Source organism: Ihubacter massiliensis, assembly GCF_024125305.1.
Classification (GTDB): domain Bacteria; phylum Bacillota; class Clostridia; order Peptostreptococcales; family Anaerovoracaceae; genus Hominibacterium; species Hominibacterium faecale.
Genome location: NZ_JAMXVH010000001.1, coordinates 2,226,566 through 2,247,647, shown reverse-complemented (window position 1 = coordinate 2,247,647; position 21,082 = coordinate 2,226,566). Strand labels below are relative to the sequence as shown.

26 protein-coding genes are annotated in these 21,082 nt (G+C 45.7%); 25 read left to right on the top strand and 1 reads right to left on the bottom strand.

The annotated features are described in order from the left end of the window. The first annotated feature begins 13 nt into the window (after window positions 1–13). The 25 genes from rplE (at window position 14) to amrS (ending at window position 20,176) form a co-directional block, all read left to right on the top strand. A complete protein-coding gene (gene rplE, locus NIA71_RS10460; protein ID WP_148396186.1) occupies window positions 14–556 on the top strand; it encodes a 50S ribosomal protein L5 in 543 nt (180 codons plus the stop codon). A 12-nt stretch (window positions 557–568) separates the two neighbouring features. Further along, entirely contained in the window at window positions 569–754 is a 186-nt protein-coding gene (locus tag NIA71_RS10455) for a type Z 30S ribosomal protein S14 (RefSeq protein WP_148396187.1), read from the top strand. Between the two features lie 63 nt (window positions 755–817). Next, complete coding sequence (gene rpsH, locus NIA71_RS10450; protein WP_148396188.1) at window positions 818–1,216, top strand: 30S ribosomal protein S8; 399 nt, start codon at window positions 818–820, stop codon at window positions 1,214–1,216. Window positions 1,217–1,226: 10 nt separating this feature from the next. After that, entirely contained in the window at window positions 1,227–1,769 is a 543-nt protein-coding gene (gene rplF, locus NIA71_RS10445; RefSeq protein WP_148396189.1) for a 50S ribosomal protein L6, read from the top strand. Window positions 1,770–1,787: 18 nt separating this feature from the next. Further along, a complete protein-coding gene (gene rplR / locus NIA71_RS10440; RefSeq protein WP_148396190.1) occupies window positions 1,788–2,150 on the top strand; it encodes a 50S ribosomal protein L18 in 363 nt (120 codons plus the stop codon). A gap of 15 nt (window positions 2,151–2,165) precedes the next feature. Next, window positions 2,166–2,669: a 30S ribosomal protein S5 gene (rpsE, locus tag NIA71_RS10435; RefSeq protein ID WP_148396191.1), complete on the top strand. Its 504-nt coding sequence runs from the start codon at window positions 2,166–2,168 to the stop codon at window positions 2,667–2,669. Between the two features lie 12 nt (window positions 2,670–2,681). Further along, window positions 2,682–2,864: a 50S ribosomal protein L30 gene (gene rpmD, locus NIA71_RS10430; protein ID WP_148396192.1), complete on the top strand. Its 183-nt coding sequence runs from the start codon at window positions 2,682–2,684 to the stop codon at window positions 2,862–2,864. Between the two features lie 18 nt (window positions 2,865–2,882). Continuing rightward, window positions 2,883–3,323, top strand: coding sequence for a 50S ribosomal protein L15 (gene rplO, locus NIA71_RS10425; protein WP_148396193.1), 441 nt, complete (start codon window positions 2,883–2,885; stop codon window positions 3,321–3,323). A gap of 7 nt (window positions 3,324–3,330) precedes the next feature. Next, on the top strand, window positions 3,331–4,608 hold the full coding sequence (gene secY, locus NIA71_RS10420; protein ID WP_148396249.1) for a preprotein translocase subunit SecY: 1,278 nt from the start codon (window positions 3,331–3,333) through the stop codon (window positions 4,606–4,608). Window positions 4,609–4,620: 12 nt separating this feature from the next. Then, a complete protein-coding gene (locus NIA71_RS10415) occupies window positions 4,621–5,265 on the top strand; it encodes an adenylate kinase (protein WP_148396194.1) in 645 nt (214 codons plus the stop codon). Window positions 5,266–5,267: 2 nt separating this feature from the next. Then, window positions 5,268–6,014 carry a type I methionyl aminopeptidase gene (gene map, locus NIA71_RS10410; protein ID WP_148396195.1) on the top strand — a complete coding sequence of 249 codons (747 nt, stop codon included), beginning with the start codon at window positions 5,268–5,270 and terminating at the stop codon, window positions 6,012–6,014. Between the two features lie 16 nt (window positions 6,015–6,030). After that, entirely contained in the window at window positions 6,031–6,252 is a 222-nt protein-coding gene (gene infA, locus NIA71_RS10405; RefSeq protein WP_148396196.1) for a translation initiation factor IF-1, read from the top strand. 26 nt (window positions 6,253–6,278) lie between these two features. Beyond that, entirely contained in the window at window positions 6,279–6,392 is a 114-nt protein-coding gene (gene rpmJ / locus NIA71_RS10400; RefSeq protein ID WP_022155406.1) for a 50S ribosomal protein L36, read from the top strand. 335 nt (window positions 6,393–6,727) lie between these two features. Continuing rightward, window positions 6,728–7,096: a 30S ribosomal protein S13 gene (gene rpsM / locus NIA71_RS10395; protein WP_148396197.1), complete on the top strand. Its 369-nt coding sequence runs from the start codon at window positions 6,728–6,730 to the stop codon at window positions 7,094–7,096. A 12-nt stretch (window positions 7,097–7,108) separates the two neighbouring features. Then, window positions 7,109–7,507, top strand: a complete 399-nt coding sequence (gene rpsK / locus NIA71_RS10390) for a 30S ribosomal protein S11 (RefSeq protein WP_148396198.1) — start codon at window positions 7,109–7,111, stop codon at window positions 7,505–7,507. A gap of 22 nt (window positions 7,508–7,529) precedes the next feature. After that, window positions 7,530–8,150 carry a 30S ribosomal protein S4 gene (rpsD, locus tag NIA71_RS10385; protein ID WP_148396199.1) on the top strand — a complete coding sequence of 207 codons (621 nt, stop codon included), beginning with the start codon at window positions 7,530–7,532 and terminating at the stop codon, window positions 8,148–8,150. A 56-nt stretch (window positions 8,151–8,206) separates the two neighbouring features. Next, window positions 8,207–9,154, top strand: a complete 948-nt coding sequence (locus tag NIA71_RS10380) for a DNA-directed RNA polymerase subunit alpha (protein ID WP_148396200.1) — start codon at window positions 8,207–8,209, stop codon at window positions 9,152–9,154. 14 nt (window positions 9,155–9,168) lie between these two features. Continuing rightward, a complete protein-coding gene (gene rplQ, locus NIA71_RS10375; protein WP_148396201.1) occupies window positions 9,169–9,510 on the top strand; it encodes a 50S ribosomal protein L17 in 342 nt (113 codons plus the stop codon). A gap of 289 nt (window positions 9,511–9,799) precedes the next feature. After that, a complete protein-coding gene (locus NIA71_RS10370; protein ID WP_227755582.1) occupies window positions 9,800–11,215 on the top strand; it encodes an AraC family transcriptional regulator in 1,416 nt (471 codons plus the stop codon). Between the two features lie 210 nt (window positions 11,216–11,425). Next, complete coding sequence (locus tag NIA71_RS10365; protein ID WP_148396203.1) at window positions 11,426–12,847, top strand: MFS transporter; 1,422 nt, start codon at window positions 11,426–11,428, stop codon at window positions 12,845–12,847. A gap of 40 nt (window positions 12,848–12,887) precedes the next feature. Continuing rightward, window positions 12,888–14,957 carry a M28 family peptidase gene (locus NIA71_RS10360; protein WP_253020354.1) on the top strand — a complete coding sequence of 690 codons (2,070 nt, stop codon included), beginning with the start codon at window positions 12,888–12,890 and terminating at the stop codon, window positions 14,955–14,957. After that, on the top strand, window positions 14,950–16,416 hold the full coding sequence (locus tag NIA71_RS10355; RefSeq protein ID WP_253020353.1) for a M28 family peptidase: 1,467 nt from the start codon (window positions 14,950–14,952) through the stop codon (window positions 16,414–16,416). The genes NIA71_RS10360 and NIA71_RS10355 overlap by 8 nt, the downstream gene beginning before the upstream one ends. Before the next feature lie 238 nt (window positions 16,417–16,654). After that, window positions 16,655–17,632 carry an Rpn family recombination-promoting nuclease/putative transposase gene (locus NIA71_RS10350; RefSeq protein WP_367177917.1) on the top strand — a complete coding sequence of 326 codons (978 nt, stop codon included), beginning with the start codon at window positions 16,655–16,657 and terminating at the stop codon, window positions 17,630–17,632. 328 nt (window positions 17,633–17,960) lie between these two features. After that, the gene (amrA, locus tag NIA71_RS10345; RefSeq protein ID WP_148396220.1) at window positions 17,961–19,346 is read left to right on the top strand and encodes an AmmeMemoRadiSam system protein A; all 1,386 of its coding nucleotides are present in this window, start codon (window positions 17,961–17,963) and stop codon (window positions 19,344–19,346) included. Continuing rightward, a complete protein-coding gene (gene amrS, locus NIA71_RS10340) occupies window positions 19,343–20,176 on the top strand; it encodes an AmmeMemoRadiSam system radical SAM enzyme (RefSeq protein WP_253020351.1) in 834 nt (277 codons plus the stop codon). Before amrA ends, amrS begins: the two co-directional genes overlap by 4 nt. Here amrS and NIA71_RS10335 read toward each other — a convergent pair. Further along, the gene (locus NIA71_RS10335) at window positions 20,173–21,048 is read right to left on the bottom strand and encodes a DUF368 domain-containing protein (protein WP_253020350.1); all 876 of its coding nucleotides are present in this window, start codon (window positions 21,046–21,048) and stop codon (window positions 20,173–20,175) included. The genes amrS and NIA71_RS10335 overlap by 4 nt on opposite strands. Window positions 21,049–21,082: the final 34 nt, after the last annotated feature.

Sequence of the window (21,082 nt, the reverse complement as noted above, 5' to 3'; positions counted from 1 at the left end):
GGAGGAGACGATTTTGACAGCCAGATTAAAAGAAAACTATGACAACAATGTCTTTCAGGCATTGATGGAAAAATTCTCATATAAGAATGCAATGGAAGTTCCCAAGCTGGAAAAAGTGACCATTAACATGGGCCTTGGCGAAGCCAAAGAAAATGCCAAAATTATGGAAAGCGCAGTCGAAGAGCTGGCCCTCATAACCGGCCAGAGACCTGTGGTTACCAAGGCGAAAAAATCAATCGCCAACTTTAAGGTAAGACAGGGTATGCCTGTAGGAGCGAAAGTCACTTTAAGAGGAGAGAACATGTACACCTTCGTTGATAAATTCATCAACATCGCTCTTCCCAGAGTGAGAGACTTCAAGGGCGTCAGCAAGAACTCCTTTGACGGAAGAGGCAATTATTCCATGGGGATCAAGGAACAGCTCATCTTCCCGGAAATCAACTACGATAAAGTTGACATGATCAAAGGTATGAACATTGTATTCACTACAACGGCTAAAACAGATGAAGAAGCGGCAGCTCTGCTGGAACTTCTCGGAATGCCGTTCGAGAAATAATAGGAGGGAAACATGGCGAAAACATCTCTCAAAATAAAACAGCAAAGAAAACCGAAATACTCAACACGCGCATATACAAGATGCAGAATCTGCGGAAGACCCCATTCTGTTCTCAAGAAATATGGAATATGCCGTATCTGTTTTAGAGAGCTTGCTTACAAGGGAGAAATTCCCGGCGTGAAAAAAGCGAGCTGGTAGAAAAGTGAAATTGCCAGAACTGCACGTGCGTGCAAAGCTGGTCAAGAAAGGAGAAATACTGTAATGACAATGACAGATCCAATAGCAGATATGCTGACAAGAATCAGAAATGCCAATACTGTAGGTCATGACACGGTTGATATTCCGGCTTCAAAGATGAAAAAGTCCATCGCAGGAATTTTGACGGAAGAAGGCTACATTAAAGGATTTGACGTTATAGACGACAACAAGCAGGGCATGATCCGCGTTCAGATGAAATATGGTCCTGACAAAGAAAGAGTTATCACCGGGATCAAAAAGATCTCAAAGCCAGGCCTGAAGGTTTATGCTAAGGCAAGCGACGTTCCAAAAGTTCTGGGCGGACTGGGAATCGCGATCATCTCCACGTCAAGCGGAGTTATCAGCGACAAAGAAGCCAGAAAACTGGGCGTTGGCGGCGAAGTAGTTTGTTATGTTTGGTAGGAGGTAGACAATGTCAAGAATAGGTATCAAACCTGTTGATCTTCCTGCTGGCGTTGAGGTTAAGGTTGACGGTAATAATGCAGTTACTGTTAAAGGACCAAAAGGCGAACTTACAGAGCAGATCAGCAAGTTATTAAAAATCGAAGTAAAAGATAATCAGGTTAACGTTTCCAGAGATTCGGACGCCAAGGCTTACAGAGAACAGCACGGGCTGGCAAGAAGCTTGATCCAGAACATGGTGACCGGCGTAACCCAGGGCTACGAAAAGAAATTGGAACTGGTCGGTGTTGGATATAAGGCTGAAAAGAAGGGCAAGAAACTGGTCCTGAGCCTGGGATATTCCCATCCGGTAGAGCTGGAAGACCCGGACGGAATTACCACCGAGGCACCTTCCAATACCGAAATTACGGTTAAAGGAATCGATAAAGCAGTTGTTGGCAACTATGCTGCCAATATCCGTGCCTGGAGAAAACCGGAACCTTACAAAGGCAAAGGTATTCGCTATGTCGGCGAACACATCCGCAGAAAAGAAGGTAAAACCGGAGCAAAATAAGGAAAGGAGTGAAATAAGATGGCAAACAGCAGAAATGATAGGCGTGTCGCAAGACACCAGAGAGTTAGAAAAGACCTTTATGGAACTCCTGAGAAACCTAGACTTTGCGTTTTCAGAAGTAATAAGAACATTTCCGTTCAGATTATCGATGACGTAAATGGAGTTACCCTTGCTTCCGCTTCCACATTGGATAAGGAGCTGAAAGGCCAGATCGAATACGGCGGAAACAAAGACGCCGCTAAGAAGGTCGGAGAAGCTATTGCTAAGAGAGCACTGGATAAGGGCATCGAAACCGTTGCTTTTGACAGGGGCGGATTCCTTTATCACGGACGTGTAAAGGAACTTGCTGACGGCGCTCGCGAAGCTGGATTGAAATTCTAACAGGAGGTAAAAGGAATGCGAAATACTATCGATGCTTCCAAGCTAGACTTAAACGAAACGATCGTCAGCATCAGACGTGTAGCTAAGACAGTTAAGGGCGGCAGAAACATGAGATTCAGCGTAACTGTAGTAGTTGGAGACGGCGAAGGCCATGTAGGAGTTGGTCTTGGCAAAGCTCAGGAAATCCCTGAAGCAGTAAGGAAAGCGACGGAAGACGCAAAGAAAAAACTGATCAAAGTTCCGACTGTAGGAACTACGATCCCACACAGAATCCTGGGAATTTTCGGAGCAGGCAGAGTACAGCTTATGCCGGCTGCGGAAGGTACAGGAGTTATCGCAGGTTCATCCGTACGTACGGTTCTTGAAGCTGCTGGAATCAAAGATATCAGAGCTAAGTCCATTGGCTCTAACAATACGGCAAACATGGCTTATGCAACGATCGAAGGACTGAAAAACCTGATGACTGTAGAAAAGGTTGCTCGTCTGAGAGGAAAAAATCAAGAAGAAATTATAGGATAAGGAGGAAGAGCAATGGCTAAAATGATTAAAGTTACTTTAACAAAAAGCACGATTGGCGCTTCCCCAAAACAGAGAAAAGTTGTAGAAGCGCTAGGACTAAAAAAGATGCACCAGTCAGTTGAGCTCGTTGATTCTCCGGTAACCTGGGGTGCTATCAACAAAGTAGAGCATCTTTTGACTGTAGAAGAGCTATAGGATTGGAGGTGCAAATAGATGAAACTGCATGAATTAAAAGCTGCTCCGGGCGCCACAAAAGCGCCGAAGAGGAAGGGCCGCGGTACTGCTACCGGACAGGGTAAAACTGCCGGAAGAGGTATGAACGGCCAGAACTCCAGAAGCGGCGGCGGCACACGGCCAGGATTTGAAGGCGGACAGATGCCTCTTTACAGAAGAATTCCAAAGAGAGGATTCACCAACATCTGGGCAACAGAATATACCGTTCTCAACGTTGATGATTTAAACCGATTTGACGCAGGTACTGTTGTAACGCCGGCACTGCTGGAGGAAGTAGGGCTTGTAAAGCAGGTAAAAGATGGAATTAAAATTCTGGGAAATGGTAACCTGGATAAGAACATTACTGTTCAGGCTCACAAATTTAGCAAGACAGCGATCGAAAAAATAGAATCTGCCGGAGGAAAGGCAGAGGTGATTTAAAATGGAGATGTTCAAAACAATCGCGAAAGCTTGGAAGATCATGGACATCAGAAAGAAGATTATTTATACGCTTTTGATGCTTGTGATTTTCCGAATTGGCTCCAATATTCCGGTTCCCGGAATAGACAGAGCTTACCTGGCTCAGCAAATGAATCACCAGGACGGATTGTTTGCTCTATTTAATTTATTCTCTGGTGGTGCTTTCAGCAACTTTACCATATTTGCTTTGAGTATCACCCCATACATCACGGCTTCCATCATACTGCAGCTGCTCACGATTGCTATTCCAAGGCTGGAGCGTCTGGCCAAGGAAGGTACCGAAGGCCAGAAAAAGATTGCTCAGTACACCCGTTATCTCACGGTAGTGCTGGCGGTCGTTCAGGCTATCGGCGTATCGGTGGGTATGTTCAGAAATGCATTGATCAGCACCGACTTCTTTTCAGTAGCGGTCATTGTACTGGTACTGTCGGCAGGAACGGCCTTTCTTATGTGGCTGGGTGAAAAGATCAATGAAAACGGCATCGGAAACGGGATCTCACTGATTATTTTCGGAGGGATCATCGCCAGACTGCCGAGCGGAATTCACGAAATTTGGCTCAAATACAGGGAAGGAACCATGACCTTTGTATCCTTGGCTCTGTTCGTCGTTTTCGCAGTAATCGTTATTATCGGGATTATCGAGATCCAGCAGGGTCAAAGAAGAATTCCGGTCCAATATGCTAAGCGCGTGGTAGGAAGAAAGATGTACGGCGGACAGTCAACACACATTCCGCTGAAAGTAAATCAGGCAGGGGTTATCCCGGTAATCTTTGCCATGTCGTTTTTGCAGTTCCCGCTGACCATCACTTATTTCATGTCAGCCGACAGTTCCGCGTCCATGTGGATCACCAAGTGGCTGTCGCCGCAGGGTTCTCCGGGCGTATGGGTGTATGCCGTATTTAATGTGATACTGATTTTATTCTTCACCTATTTCTATACGGCTGTTACCTTCAACCCTATGGAAGTCGCGCAGAATATGAAGGCCAACGGCGGATTTATTCCGGGAATCAGACCGGGTAAGGCCACGGTTGAATATTTAAACAAAGTAATGACAAGAATCACTTTTGTAGGAGCTGTTTTCCTGGCGCTGGTAGCGGTACTGCCGACAATCGTCAGTCAGTACACAGGCCTGAACATCCACTTCGGAGGCACATCGCTTTTGATTGCCGTCGGTGTGGCTCTGGATACGATGAAACAGCTGGAAAATCAGATGGTCATGAGAAACTATCAAGGTTTCCTTAAGTAGGGAGGTTAAGAAATGAACTTAATTTTATTAGGCCCTCCGGGTGCCGGCAAAGGCACTCAGGCAGTAAAGATCGTTGAAAAATATCATATTCCGCATATCTCTACCGGCGATATTTTCAGAGCCAACATTAAAAACGGCACTGAGCTGGGAAAGAAAGCAAAGGAATACATGGATAAAGGCGAACTGGTTCCCGATGATCTGGTATGTGAGATCGCAACCACCAGATTGCTTGAGGATGACTGCACGGACGGTTTCCTGCTGGACGGTTTTCCAAGAACCGTATATCAGGCGGAAAAGCTGGATGAATTCCTTGAAAAACACGGTAAGAAAGTAGATAAAGTACTGGATATCGCAGTCGAAAAGGAAGAACTGATGCAGCGGCTCATCAACAGACGGGTATGCAAGGCCTGCGGAGCCACGTATAACGTTAAAAACATGCCTCCTGCAAAGGAAGGCGTTTGCGATAAGTGCGGCGGCGAGCTGATGCAGAGAGCCGACGATACGAAAGAAACTGTTGAAAACAGAATCGAAGTATATAATTCGCAGACAATGCCGCTGGTTGAATATTACGAAAAGGCCGGCAACATCGCCCATATCGACGGTGCGATCGGACTTGAAAATGTATTTAACCACATTGTAAGCGTTCTAGGTGAATAAGCATGATCATCATCAAGTCAGAGCAGGAAATCGACATAATGCGGCAGTCCGGGAGCGTCACAGGTTTGGTGCTCAAGGAGCTGGAGAGCTTCATAAAACCGGGTGTTACCACCCAGGAGATCGATCAGTTCGTTGAGGACATGATCCGGGATCACGATATGATCCCATCCTTCAAAGGTCTGTACGGTTTTCCGGCGAGCGCCTGCGTTTCGGTAAACGAAGAAGTGGTCCATGGGATTCCCTCGAAGAAACGCAAGCTGAAAGAAGGCGATATCGTCAGCGTAGATGTGGGTTCCACCTACAAAAGCTATGTCAGCGATGCGGCCAGGACTTATCCGGTAGGCAAGATCGACCCGGAGGCACAGCGCCTGATCGATGTAACCAGAGACAGCTTTTTCGAAGGTCTGAAATTCTGCAAAGTAGGATACAGGCTTTCGGATATCTCTCACGCCATCCAAGTAAAGGCGGAGAGCGAAGGATACGGTGTTATCCGGGATTTTGTAGGCCACGGCGTGGGAAGAGACATGCACGAGGAACCGCAGATCCCCAACTACGGGGCGCCTGGCAGAGGGCCCAGACTTGCGAAAGGCATGGTCTTTGCCATTGAGCCCATGATCACCCAAGGCGATTATGAAGTTGAGACTCTTCTCAACAATTGGACTGTGGTCACACTGGACGGAAAGCTGTCCGCCCATTATGAAAATACTGTTGTTATAACTGATGGTGAGCCTGAGTTGCTTACATTGTAAAAAGAGAGGTGTTATTATGGCGAAAAAAGACGTCATTGAAGCAGAAGGGACGGTCGTAGACGCGCAGCCCAACGCAATGTTTGTAGTAAGGCTGGAGACCGGACATGAAGTGCTTGCACACGTTTCAGGAAAAATCAGAATGAACTTTATCCGGATCCTTCCGGGAGATAAAGTAAAAGTTGAGCTTTCTCCTTACGATCTGACCAGAGGCCGGATCACCTGGAGAGGGAAAGCGTAGACAAGAAAGGTTAGGAGGAGTGCGAAATGAAAGTTAGAGCTTCCGTAAAACCAATCTGCGAAAAGTGCAAAGTAATTAAGCGTAACGGGAAAGTAATGGTTATCTGTGAAAACCCGAAGCACAAGCAGAGACAAGGTTAGAGCGCGGAAATGTTTTGCTTCGGCAAGGTCCTCGGCCGGCGCTGTATCGCTTACGCGATACGCCGTCCTGCGGAGTTTGCCTGCGCAATAACATTTCCGCTTAGGAAATTGTTGACTTGGTTAGTGGGCGAATGGACTTGATATGGCTGCTTTGGGAGCGTCAGGTTCGCGGCTGCAAGGGCCCGCTGGGGTCGATGGTTTCTCAAGATAGATAGTTATTTTATATTGCAAGACGCAAAAGAACATCCCGTTTATATTACGGACATCGGGCGCCTAGGGCCTGCGGCCTGGCGCGAAGGTGGGTACGTGACGGAAGATGGGAATAGGAGGGAAATATGGCTCGTATAGCCGGTGTCGATTTACCAAGAGAAAAGAGAGTTGAAATTGGTTTGACATACATTTATGGTATTGGCAGACCGACGGCAAACGCAATATTGGAAAAAGCCGGAATCAATCCTGATACGAGAGTAAAGGATTTATCCGAGGATGAAGCTGGTAAGATCAGAAAGATCATTGACCAGGAATATGCAGTAGAAGGTGACCTGAGAAGAGATATTTCACTGAATATCAAGAGACTCATGGAAATCGGATGCTACAGAGGAATCAGACATAGAAGAGGTCTTCCGGTGAGAGGACAGAAAACAAAGACAAACGCTAGAACTCGCAAAGGTCCGAAAAAGACTGTAGGAAGAAAGAAGAAGTAAGGAGGTAGAACAATGGCTAAAACTGTGAAAAAGACAGCTAGAAAAAAAAGAAGAGAACGCAAGAACATTGAAAAAGGCCAAGCACATATTCAGTCTACCTTTAACAATACCCTTGTAACTCTTACAGATCTTGCAGGAAATGCGCTTTCCTGGTCCAGTGCCGGTTCACTGGGATTCAAAGGATCGAGAAAATCCACTCCGTTCGCCGCTCAGATGGCTGCTGAAGAAGCTGCAAAAGGCGCGATGGAGCATGGTCTGAAAACCGTTGAAGTATATGTAAAGGGTCCGGGATCCGGAAGAGAAGCCGCGATCAGAGCGCTTCAGAGTGCTGGCCTTGAAATCACCATGATCAAGGACATCACACCAATACCGCACAACGGATGCAGACCGCCGAAGAGAAGAAGAGTCTAATTGAAGGGAGGAACTAGGTAGAATGTCAAGATATACAGATGCTAGCTGCAGATTATGCAGAAGAGAAGGACAGAAACTGTTCTTAAAAGGCGACAGATGCTACAGCACCAAGTGCGCCATCGAAAAAAGAAACTTTCCTCCTGGACAGCATGGTCAGGGAAGAAAGAAAGTCTCTGACTATGGAACTCAGTTAAGAGAAAAACAGAAGACAAAGAGATTCTACGGACTGCAGGAAACTCAGTTCAGAAACTTATTTGATAAGGCAGCGAGAAAGAAGGGAATCACAGGTGAAAACCTGCTGATCATGCTGGAAACAAGACTGGATAACGTTGTGTTCAGACTTGGATTCGCTTCCTCAAGAAAAGAAGCCAGACAGCTTGTAACACACGGCCATTTCCAGGTAAACGGCAAGAAGGTAGACATTCCTTCTTACGAAGTGAAGGCCGGCGATGTGATCAAGGTCAAAGAAAAGAGCACAAGTTCTCCGAAATTCAAGGAGATTAAAGATATGACCATTTCTGTACCATCATGGCTTACAGTAGAGGTTGAAAAACTGGAAGGCAAGGTTGTTACTCTGCCGACTAGAGAGGATATCGATACTCCGGTCGCAGAGCACCTGATCGTCGAATTATATTCCAAATAATCGGTTGATTAACGTTTGTTAGTTGACGGTGTTTTGGGAGAAAAGGAGGGTTTTGAGTGATAGAAATCGAAAAACCAACAATTGAATGTGTATTTTCTAACGAGGATCCCAACTATGGGAAATTCGTTGTAGAGCCTCTGGAAAGAGGTTACGGCACTACGCTGGGAAACAGCCTTAGAAGAATTCTTTTAAGCTCGCTGCCAGGAGTAGCTGTCACATCTGTTAAAATCGACGGAATACTTCACGAGTTTTCAACCATTCCAGGAGTCAAAGAAGACGTTACAGAGATAATTCTAAATCTGAAAAAGTTAGCCATTAAATTAAGCGGCGAAAATACGAAAAAGGTTCTGATCAATGCCATTGGGCCCAAAGAGGTAACGGCTGCGGATATTATTGGAGATTCCGATCTGGAAATCTGCAACCCGGATCTGCATATTGCTACTCTGGAGGAAAATGCCACGCTGGTCATGGAAATGAATCTGGCCAGAGGCAGAGGCTATGTCTCCGCCGACCAGAACAAGACCGAAAGCACTCCCATCGCAGTGATCCCGACCGATTCGATTTATACGCCGGTAAGAAAAGTTAACTTTACTGTTGAAAATACAAGAGTTGGTCAAGTTACTGACTACGATAAGCTGATTTTAGAGATCTGGACAGACGGTTCGATCACACCGAGCGAAGGGGTGTCCATCGGCGCAAAGATCATGCAGGAGCATCTGAACCTGTTCATCGAGCTGACGGACAGCACGGATACGATGGAAATCATGGTCGAGAAGGAAGAAGACCAGAAAGAAAAAGCTCTTGAGATGACCATCGAAGAGCTGGAACTTTCCGTACGTTCCTTCAACTGCCTGAAGCGCGCGGCCATCAATACTGTCGAAGAACTGACACACCGTTCAGAAGAAGACATGATGAAAGTCAGAAACCTTGGTAAGAAATCTCTAGACGAAGTAAAACATAAACTAGAAGAATTAGGTCTTGGATTAAGACAAAGCGATGAATAAAGGAGGATTTAGCGATGCCAGGATATAGAAAACTAGGCAGACCTACTGCTCATAGAAAGGCAATGCTGAGAAATCTGGTTACGGATCTTCTGAGAGAAGGACGGATTTCCACAACAGAGCATAGAGCGAAGGAAGCCAGACGTCAGGCTGAGAAAATGATCACTCTTGCGAAACGCGGCGATCTCCATGCCAGAAGACAGGTGCTCGCATACGTTTACGACGAAGACGTGGTTTCAAAGCTGTTCGATGAAATTGCACCGAACTACGCTGACAGAAACGGCGGATATACAAGAATTTTAAAATTAGGACCGAGACGCGGAGATTGCGCGGAAGTTGTATTTTTAGAGTTGGTATAAACAAAGAAGCTTTAAAAATGAGGGTTTCCCAATAATATGGGAGGCCCTTTTTTGTATGTGCGCGCAACCGCTGGGCATGGAATATGACGCGCTGCCCGGACATAATGGTACGAAAATATTATAAAAGAGAGCTCCGGATAAAGCTGCGCAAGAAGCAATTCGCTCGTATAAATAAAGGCATAGAACATAAAAACAGAGTGTTAAAAGAAATGTGTGATACAATAGAAGCAGAGAGATGCCGGGGAGTATGCATGGCACGACACTAGGCAAAGGGAAAAGGCGTAAGAATATGATTGAAAAAATGCTGACCATTTCGGTAAAAAATAAAAAGCAGCCGATACACTGGCACGATTTGCTGGAAATCAATTTTGTGATTCAAGGCGAACTGGATATCGTGCGCAATAACAGAACCTTTCATGTGCAAACCGGCGAAATGATGGTTTTGAATCGAGATGATATCCATTCTGTGGAAAGCCGGTCCGAGGATTTATTATATATCCAACTGCACTTTGATCTGGAAAAATATAATCAGTACCTGCCTGAGATATGGACAGCTTTGTTCTATTGCTCTCCTGAAGAGGATGATATTATTTCGCAGAATTTGAAAACGGAAATGAAAGGTCATATCAGCAGAATCCTCAGACTTATGTCGGAGCAAATGAGGAATATAGATGCTGAAAATAAAATCGTTTATTACTCCATAGATATATTGAGCAGTCTGAAAATGGGGTTTTTAGCGACGATAGACTCAAATGCACAGCGATTAAACGATGAGCAGATGAAAAGGGTATGGAAAGCAATCGACTACATCTACGACAATTGTCACAGAAGGCTGACGCTTCACGAAGTTGCATCGCAGATCTATGTGAGCGATGATTACCTTACAAGGCTGCTGAAGAAAAGCAACGGAATGGGATTTGAACAATTCGTAGCGTTCGTTCGAGCGGAACTGTCAATTAAATTCTTGTTGAATACAGACATGAATATTTCGGATATAACCTTTGAATGTGGATTCTCCGCTCCGAGATATTATAACGCGGCGTTTCTGAAAAGCTATGGCTGTACGCCATCCGAATACAGGAAAAATAATAGAAAAAATTTTAGGCTGGAGAGACAAAAAGAAACGATGGGCGTGATACTCGATGAGGACATAGACCTTTCGGATGTTCTTGAAAAGGCAGAAAAATATGAAATCGTTTTCAGCGAAGACGAACAAATCAGGGAAAAGGTAGATATTGATTTCAATACGGTGCGGGCGGATATAAAGGATATGTCCGGGATCAAGCTTCCAATAGCAAAACAAAGCAGTATATGGCATTACAGTGTGCAGCGTTTCCTGGCTGATATTCAGTTCCCGTGCTCAAAGCCACAAGAACATGTTTTTGTATGGAAAGAATCCGATGCTCTGAAATTGCTGTGTATGAATCCCGACGCAGCTTCAGGAAGAGAATGTATCATTAAAATATCAGGCCTTGACCCATCAGGTACTTATATATATTGCCGTGAGAAAAGCCTCAATATTCCAGACAGCTTGAGAAACATAATGAATTCAGGAAAAATAAACATTCTAAACAGAGATATCATCGATCATATATTTCATGCGGCATATGAATACGGGGAGATTTCACAGGAGGAACAAGTTTATATGAATATCGATTTGAATTGTGAGCAGATCGCTAAGATTATCATACAGAAAATCGGATAAAACCAGCAAATTGAAAAGTATGATTCCGCACTCCAAAACCAACGATTCCGCATAAAATAGAATGCAACTACTCTATCTTATGCGTTTTTTTGATATTATCATGATTTGAAGCGGTACTGTGCGTGAATTAATTGAATTTAGTGATTATTATAAAAATAGCTTATAAGCAATGATTAATACTTTTTCACTCTATTTCAAAGGAGGAATGTAATGAGTCAGGAAAGGAAAAAGAGTTCATTGGGAACGACGATCGGCTATGGACTTGGTTCTATGGTTAGAACAGGTGAGAACCTCTGGGGATTTTATTTAAGCTATTTTTTAGTAACCGTCGTAGGGATAAACGCCGCGGCAGCCGGAACTATCAGCGGAGCAGCGCTGCTTATCGCATCGGTCTGGTGTATCTTTATCGGCTACATCTCTGACAACAGTAAATCAAAGCACGGCAAGAGAAGACCGATCATGCTGGCCTCCATTTTTCCTACTGTGATTTTGATGACCTTAATTTTTATCAAAGTGGATTTTGGGCAGGCGACGGCTGCTTACTATGCGATCGTCTGTATTTTATTTTATATCATATATTATACCTTCCTTGTGCCGTATGATTCTCTTGGTGCAGAGCTGACGGTAGATTACAATGCGAGAACAAAAATCAGAAGCCTGTGTACCGTTATTCTATATGTTTCGGTATTTGTCGGCGGGACATTAGTCATGTATGTACAGACGGGATTCGCCAATGCGGGAATAGGCGGCGAAGCAGGAAGCTGGAGCCTGGCGGTTCTGATCTCATGTACGCTTCCCATGCTGATTTGCGGACTCATTGCATGGGCGGCTACCAAAGGAAAAGAACCTATAGGCGTAGAAATCGGCGAAATCCAGGAAAAACCAAAAGAAAATATTTTTAAATCCTATATGTCCGTATTGAAAATAAAACCCTTCTTAGGAATTGCCATATGGTCGCTGCTTTATTTCATCGGCAATACTGTTTTATCAGGATTTCTTGTTTATTTCGGAGTATATGTGTTGGGACTCAGCGAAGCCACAGCCTCTACATATTTTACAATCAGCATGGTTGTTACGATATTAATGGCTGTACCTGCGAATTGGCTTGCAGGAAGATTTGGTAAAAAGAATACCTTGTTGATTGCTATGTGCGTATATGCAGTTTGTGGACTTACAGTCATAATTAAAGGCCCGTCTTCCTATCTGGACGGAGCTATTCTTTCAGTAGGATATGGTATTACCAATTCTATCGCCCTGATCGTAAGTTATTCGATGGTTTATGATATCGGTGAATTGAACGAATTTAAATTTGGTGACAGCAAGGTAGCCGCATGCGTAGGAACATATACGCTGGGAATGGGTCTAGCACAGGCGATTGGATATTCACTGATCGGTTACATATTGGCATGGGCAGGATTTGACGCTATGGCTGCACAGCAGCCTGACAGTGTAATAACAGCTATAACCCTATCTGAGACTGTAGTGCCGCTCGGATTTATGGTTTTGAGCGCGATTGCTGTAGTTTTACTTTATAAAATCACACCTAATAATTATGCGGCGCTTGTTGAAGCTCTCGAAGCTAAGAAAGAAGGAAGAGATTATTCTATAGATGGATTTAGAGAAATTCTGTAATACTGTAGAATATATGAATTTGTCGCAGGAGGAAAATATAATGAGAAATATGATTCTTGATAAAGACATAAAAAATTTCTGTAGAGAGTTAGATGTTGGTTTTCAGGTAGAGTTTATCAAAGAGTACGAAAAAATAGGTGACAGTAAGCTTTACGGCGGTAAGCATTGCGGCTCTGATGCGGAGAATGAAGGTTCCGAATTCATAGCTGAAAAATTGAAAGAAATCGGATTGAGTAATATACAGATGCTTCCCTGCAACACGGCAAGATATCAGTTTAATTCGGCAGAAATATCGGTTGCAGATGAAGAAAAGATTATCTATCCATACGGCTATGTTTCTCCGGGAACTGCAACAGAGGGATTAACCGCGGAACTGATGGACCTGGGTAAAGCTACTAAGGCGGAATGCAGCGCGCTGGACTTGAATGGAAAGATAGGACTGTTTGCAGCGATGGGTACGCTTGAGGGAGCGAGTCTTTCCGGACAGATGGAAGAAGCTATCCGGCACGGAGCAGCGGCTTTGGTGATATATGCAGCTGAGGATATTTTGAACGATGAAACCATACGGGTGCAGCCGCCTAATATAATCAGTGATATCCCCATCGTAGGTATTTGTCACGGGGATGCTGAATTGCTGAGAAATAAAGTGTCCGCAGGAAATTGTGTAGTGACGTTAAAGGTAGATGCGGATTTTGATCCCTACGGCGGAACTACTTATAATGTCGTAGGCGAAATCCCTGGAGAGATAAGCGATGAAAGGATTGTTTATACCGCGCATCTTGACCATTATTTCAGGTGCCTGCAGGATAATATGTCAACATGTTCTACGCTTCTTGGTATTGCGAAAGCTATCATAGATTCCGGATATAAGCCAAATAGGATGATAACCTTTGCATTTCATGGAAGCCATGAAACAGGGGGCATGGATACGAGATACCCCTATATCTATGGTTCATATGAGCTTACTCACGAAAGCAGAAAGGACTGGACAGGAAAGACGGTTGCCAATATAAACTTCGAATATACGGCGCTAAAAATGAAAAAGCTGCAGGCAACTGCATATATAGGCGTAAATCGTATACCCATTTCATATTATACATATTCTCCCGAGCTTGTTGGCGGAGGATTTGAAGAAAAGGAGCAGTATGCGCCTCAGACAGAATATTATATGCTCTCATGGTCCGACAGTATTTCTTATCATACGGCAGGTATACCTACGCTGTGCAACGACCCAATTTCAGAGCAGTACTATGAAGGTACCGGTCCTTATGTAGGCAGAGACCACTCAAATTTTGATAACTGGGATATATTTGATACGAAGATACTGGAAGATATAGGAAGATTTTACGGTGGTATGGGGTTATATATTGACAGTATGCCGTATCTGCAGCTTGATTATACAGAGCAGGCCGCCAGAATCAAGAATGAGGTGGATATAGATTTGCTGAATACGCTTGGTATTACTCACGAAGAATACTTCAATGCTGTAGAGAGGTTGAATATGGCTGCCATTCAACTGAATAAAACGACGGAATCGCATAATAGAGATTATATAAAAGCGCTCTCGTCCGGTTTGACACACGCAGAAAAGAAGGCATTCTTTGACGCTGCACATGAACAGAACCAATATACCCTTAAAGCTTATAAAGCTGTTGCTGACGGGCTTGATAAAATCAATAGCTGCGACTTCCTTTGCCTGGCTACCGTGAAATATATGCAGAACACAGAACTTTTGATGGCAGCAAAGGAAGCTCTTGTAAAAGGAGATGCAAAAGCGGCATTTGAATTGCTGGTTCAGCTTGATCTTGCAGCGGCCTCATACTACTTTGACGAAGAAGTGGCTGAGCACATGAGGAAGCAGATATGCGATCCGGAATTCGTTGACAGACGAACGTGGGCGGCAGGACGAGAGCTGAATGTTTTCACGTATTATGAGCTTATGCAGAGCTTTGCAGCTGAATCAGAAACAGGCGACGGATTTGAAAAAACGCTGGCCCTTGCAGACAAGGCGATAGAAACAGAAGCAGGATTTATACCTCAGGCAATGGATGACGAAAAGGCTTGCATAGAGAAGGTGACAGAACTTATTCGGAAAGCACTTGATGAATAATAGTAAAGGAGAAGAAATGACATATCAGGCAAAAGTAAGGCAAAATAGTTTTCCCGAAGGAAAGGAAATCTTTTCATGGATCAAGGATCTGGCCCAGTGGGGACACAGGAAGACCGGAACTCCGGAAGGACGCAAATCTGCGGAATATATCGAAGGCAAAATGAGAGCGTTCGGATTGGAGGATGTGCGCATTGAAAGTGTTCCATCTATGTGTATGATGGTGGAAGATTTTTCACTTACTGTTGGCGGAGAAAAAATGGACGCTTTCTATATCAATGGGACGAACAGAGGTGGAGAGAGCGGCAGATTCTCATTCGGAACGGACGGATCGGAGTCAGAATTTGTATATGTTGGACAGGGGCTTGCAGAGGATTTTGAAAGATTAGACGTTAAAGGCAAGGTGGTGGTTGCCAGCGTGTATCTGCCGGAATTTGATATGCAGAAGCAGCATGAGTGGTTTGATGATCCGTTTGTATACGATCCGTTAAACCAGATGGAGGAGAAAAAGAAGAAGGTTGACATATATTCACCATCGATCTGGCCTGCGAACTTTTATCTGGCGCAGAACCATGGCGCTGTCGGCTTTGTGGGTATCCTTGAAAATTATATGGACGATCCTTATTTTTACAATGAAGATTATACGGAAAACGGGTGGCCCTATGGCTGTCAATACATGTCTCTGCCGGCCCTGTGGGTGAGTAGAAGCTCCGGCAAAAAGATAAAAGCTGAGTTTGAAACCAGCGGCGTGATCAGGGGGCAGATGACAGTAGACACGTTATATGAATATAGAAATGCGTTCAACGTTTCCGGCAGATTAAAAGGGAAATCGGATGATATCGTACTCGTGCATTCCCATCATGACGCAGTATTTGAAGGCGCTGTACAGGACGCGTCGGGAACTTCCGAAATGCTGGCTTTGGCAAAGTATTTTGCGCAGATACCGGCAGAAGAACGCGAAAAAACGTTGATGTTTGCAGCGCTTGATACGCATTATACGGATTATGCAGCTAATATAGGCTTTGTGAAGAAACGTAAGGAAGTCGGGGATAATGTCATAATCGATATTGCGATAGAGCATATAGGAAAAGAGGCTGCTTTTGATGAAAATTATAATTTGTATGAAACAGGTCAGGTCGAGCCCAGGCTGTTCTATGTATCAGAACCAAAGCTTTATGCATTTACGAAAGCTACTATCGCAAATTACGATTTGAAAAAATCCATCGCAGCGCTTGTACCAGTTGGAAAGGGGCTTGAGCGAGAGTATAAGTTTCACCAGGATGAAGTCATATCAGATGCATTTTACTGGAATGAGTCGGGCGTGCCTGTTGTCAGTATGGTCTGCGGCATGCAGTATCTGTTCCATAATTCAGATAAACCTGACAGAATCCCTGTCGAAGAATTGCAGCCTGTAGGAATGGCTTTCGCAGAAATAACGACCGAAGCGATGCGCAAGTTGTAAATGCCGGCATGTTCAGTAATTACGTCGAGCATCATCCTTTCGCTGATTTGATCAGGCAAGCGGGAAAAGAACAAACCGATTATATAAGTATGGGTCGTTTTCGGCAATCGCCCAATTAGAACACAAAAACCAGCAGGCAGGGAGCATCTCGCTCCTTCGCCGGCTGGTTTTATTAAAATGTGGAAATATATCACATTTATTAATTGACATAATATGGAAATAATGTTAAAGTAAAAATATACCAATTAAAAAAGGGGGCTTACATATCGCACTCAATTTAAAAAACGATCTTCTGTTCAAAGCCGTCTATGGCCGGGAAGATGAGGAATGCAAACAGGCGTTGATTGCCGTGCTTAATCTCATTCTGGACCGGAAAGACAATCCCATTACGGCGATCGTCTACAAGAATCCTTTCAATGTTCGGGAAAACGAAACGCAAAAAGAATCCATCCTGGACATTAAAGCGGAAACGGAACAAGGCGAACTTCTGGACCTGGAAATTCATCTTCTCTACGATGCGGACTTTATTCACCGCAACATCTATTATCATGGCGGAATGATCACCCAGGCATTGGAATCGGGCGAAGAGTATGTTAAGATAAAGAAAACCATCAGTATCTTTATCGTGGATTTTTGCCTGTTTCCGCAGACGGACCAGTATGCCAGCAAGTTTCTTTTCAAAGAAGAGCGGGAGAACTTTGTGTTGACAGAGCTGGTGGAACTGCATTATTTGGAGCTGCCCAAAGTCAACCCAGACCGGAAGAAAACGGCGGGCGAGCTGACAAAGCTGGAGCGTTATCTGGAATACCTGCGCTGCGCGGGAGATGTGTCTTGCCGGGAGTATCTGGAGGATCTGCGAAGTCAGGGAGGAAAGGAGATTGCCATGACGGAAAAACTATTGCGAAAGGCTACGGCCGACGAAATCGTCCGTGAGCAGGCGATTGCGAGGGACAAATTCCGCTTACAACAGCACTGCCGTGAAGTACAGTTTAAGAAAGGCCTGGCTCAGGCGTTTGAGGATGGTCAGAAGGAAGGGATTGCCCAAGGGATCTCGCAAGGAATATCACAGGGCATTTTGCAAGGGGTTTCACAAGGAAAGGAAGAAGGACAGAAAGAGCTGGTACGGAATCTGGCTGCCAGCGGCATGGAAAGACAGCAAATTGCCAGGATGGCAAAGCTATCTCTGGAAACGGTCGAAGCCTGGTTAAAAGGCTGATCAAATCTGCCGCCGGGTGGGACCGGCATCATTTGGGCAGATCAAGCTTCTTTCATGAGAAAGAAGAATACGAAGTTTAAAAGTACCCACTTTTAAGCAAGCAGTAAGGCAAAGCCGCCGAAGCTGGTTGCTTTTTTTATATTTCACAGAAATTTTCCGAGCCGGTGCCGGGCCGCTTGGGGCCGCCTGCAAACCCATAAGATTTACACCGAGCCAGTGCTTTCATTATAGTAACCTATTAGAGCATGAACAATTTTCAGAAAATTCATAGCCGCCACTTTCGCTCAAACGTGCTATAATGAGAAAAAAGCGAAAGGAGTTGATCCTCATGTATATTACAGGAGCATTTATGGTTCCCCATCCGCCTTTGATCGTTCCAGAGATCGGCAAGGGTCAGGAAGCGGCTATCAGCGATACTACGCAGGCTTACCAGACTGTTGCCAAGCAGATTGCACTACTGGAGCCGGAAACCATTGTTGTCGTTTCTCCCCACTGTGCCATGTACGCCGACTATTTTCATATTTCCCCAGGGCAGGGCGCACATGGCGACTTCAAACAGTTCCGGGCAAAGCAAATCAACTTCGATGTCGTTTACGATACGGAGCTGGTCAAAGAAATTTCTGCTGTTTGCAGAAATCGGCATCTGATGGCCGGGCCGCTGGGGGAGCGGGATGCTGATCTTGACCACGGAACCATGGTGCCTCTTTATTTTATCGACCAGGTCTATAAAGGCTACAAGCTGGTTAGAGTGGGGCTGTCCGGGCTGCCGCTGACCGATCACTACGCTTTGGGCCAGGCCATCAAGGAGGCGGCTGGGCGGCTGGAGCGCCGGACTGTTGTCATTGCCAGCGGAGATTTGTCCCATTGTTTGAAAGAAGACGGTCCCTATGGATATAAAAAGGAAGGGCCGGTCTATGATGAGCAGATCATGAACGTTATGGGCAGCGCCAACTTTTTCCGGCTTTTCGAGTTTGCCGATGAATTTCGTAGAAACGCCAGCGAATGCGGACACGGAGCATTTACGATTATGGCCGGAGCATTAGACTGTACGGATGTGGAAGCGCAGCAGCTTTCCTATCAAGGAACCTTCGGCGTAGGTTATGGAGTTTGCGCTTATCAGGCGGCCGGCGAGAATTGTCAGAGAAATTTTAAGGAGCAGTACGAAGAAAAGGAGCGGCGCCGTCTGAAAGAGCAAAAGTCTGCGGAGGACATCTATGTCCGCCTTGCCCGAGAATCTCTGGAAACTTACGTGACCACCGGCGAAAAGCTGCTTATGCCCGATAATTTACCCAAGGAGCTGACGGAGCACAGGGCGGGAGCATTTGTTTCTTTAAAGAAAGATGGAAGGCTGAGAGGCTGCATTGGAACCATTGGACCTGTGAGAGAGAATCTGGCAGCCGAGATTTTGGAAAACGCTGTCAGCGCTGGGAGCAGGGACCCCAGATTTTCTCCTGTGGGCGCGGAGGAACTGGTCAAATTGGAATACAGTGTCGATGTGCTGGGTGAGCCGCAGCCCATTGGATCGGAGCAGGAGCTGGATGCTCGCAAGTTCGGCGTTATCGTCACCAGAGGCGATAAACGAGGACTATTGCTGCCCAATCTGGAAGGCGTCGATACGCCCCAGCAGCAGATTGCCATTGCAAAACAAAAAGCCGGGATCGGGCCGGACGAGTCTGTGCACTTGAAGCGGTTCGAAGTGGTGAGACACAAATGAAGCGGCAATGCCAGGTCTGCATGCATCATTGCCTTTTGGCTCCTGGACAGAAGGGCAGATGCGGCGTTAGAAAAAATGAGAACGGAAGGATCCTTTGCGAAACTTACGGAAAGATAACGGCATTGGCACTGGATCCCATTGAAAAAAAGCCCCTGCGAAGGTTTTATCCGGGCAGTCTAATCCTATCTGTGGGGAGTTATGGCTGCAATTTGGACTGCCCCTTTTGCCAGAACTACCAGATTGCCCGGCCCGAGTCGGGCAGCTGGGAGCACCGGAGCATCTGTCTGTCGCCCCAGGAACTGATGCAGAAAGGGATAGAACTGAAAGTCGCCGGAAACATTGGACTGGCCTTTACCTATAATGAACCTTTGGTGGGATTTGAGTATGTCCGGGACACTGCCAAAGCGGCTCAAGAGGAAGGTTTAAAAATGGTCTGCGTTACCAACGGTTCTGTTTGTAAAGAGATCGCCCAAGAAGTCCTGCCCCATATTGATGCCCTGAATATCGATCTGAAAGGGTTCACGGAGACCTATTACCGCAAGCTGGGCGGAGATTTGGAAACCGTCAAGGCTTTTATAAAGCAAGCAGCCGCCAGCTGCCACGTGGAGCTGACGACCTTGATTGTGCCTGGGGAAAACGATTCCCCACAGGAAATAAAAAAGCTGGCTTCCTGGGTGGCATCCGTCGATGCGGAAATCCCGCTCCATGTAACCCGCTTCTATCCCATGCGGAAAATGCGGGATCGGGCTGCAACCGAAATCGAGACCGTTTATCAGCTGGCCGAGGTTGCGAGAACGGAATTAAAAGATGTTTTTACAGGAAACTGCTAGTTTTCTCCCAGTCTGCGCACCAGCAGCAGGCCGATTGCCAGTGCCGCCAGGCTGACAGCGGCATTGAACAGGGAGAGATCGGCCTCTGCTTTGGCTGCGTCCGCCAGCATGACGATGGGGGTGGCAGCAATAAGCCCGACGATAGCTGAATAAACATAAGCGGGAATCTTTTCAAAGAGGAGGTTCACCAGTTTTGCTGTGAAAAAAACTCCCATGACCACTCCTGCGCCTAAGGGTACGATAAAAATCAGCTGCCTGAGGGCAGTTTGCATATCCAAAGTCACGACGGCTGTAACAAAGGTGCTGGCAATGAAAAGCAGCGGCTTGTAATAACCCAGCGAAGTGAGAATCATGGTTCCGGAAAGCCCCGGGATCACCAGCGTGGTTGCTGCGATCATACCGATTCCAATCAAGAGAATCACAGCGCGCGGATCTGCAGAAATCAGCGAGCTGCCCCCTCCTGCGGAACCCTTTACAAATACGGGGATCAGGACGACCGCCAGGAACGCAGTGGCTGTGAGACCGTGGGAAACCCTGAGTCTGCCGCTATCCAGGCTGCCCTTCAGTTTTTTCCAAATAAAAGGCAGCGTTCCAATAATAAAACCAATAAAGAGGGTGTTGGTCGGAAGCGGATGGTGAATAAAAAAGTAATTGATTACCACCGAGAGACAGGCAACGCTGATAAAGCCGCCGACCCCATAGGGCAGCAGATATAAAAAATTTTTACGGAACTGTTTGAAAAGATTTGCGATAGCATGGATTAGATGCTCGTAAAAACCCAGGGCAATGGCGATGGTGCCGCCGGAAAGCCCTGGTGCGATGGATGCGACGCCGATCAGGACGCCGTAAAAAAACCGTTTGATATAACTCATTTTAATAAATGGTCCTCCCCTGAGTCTTGCAAAT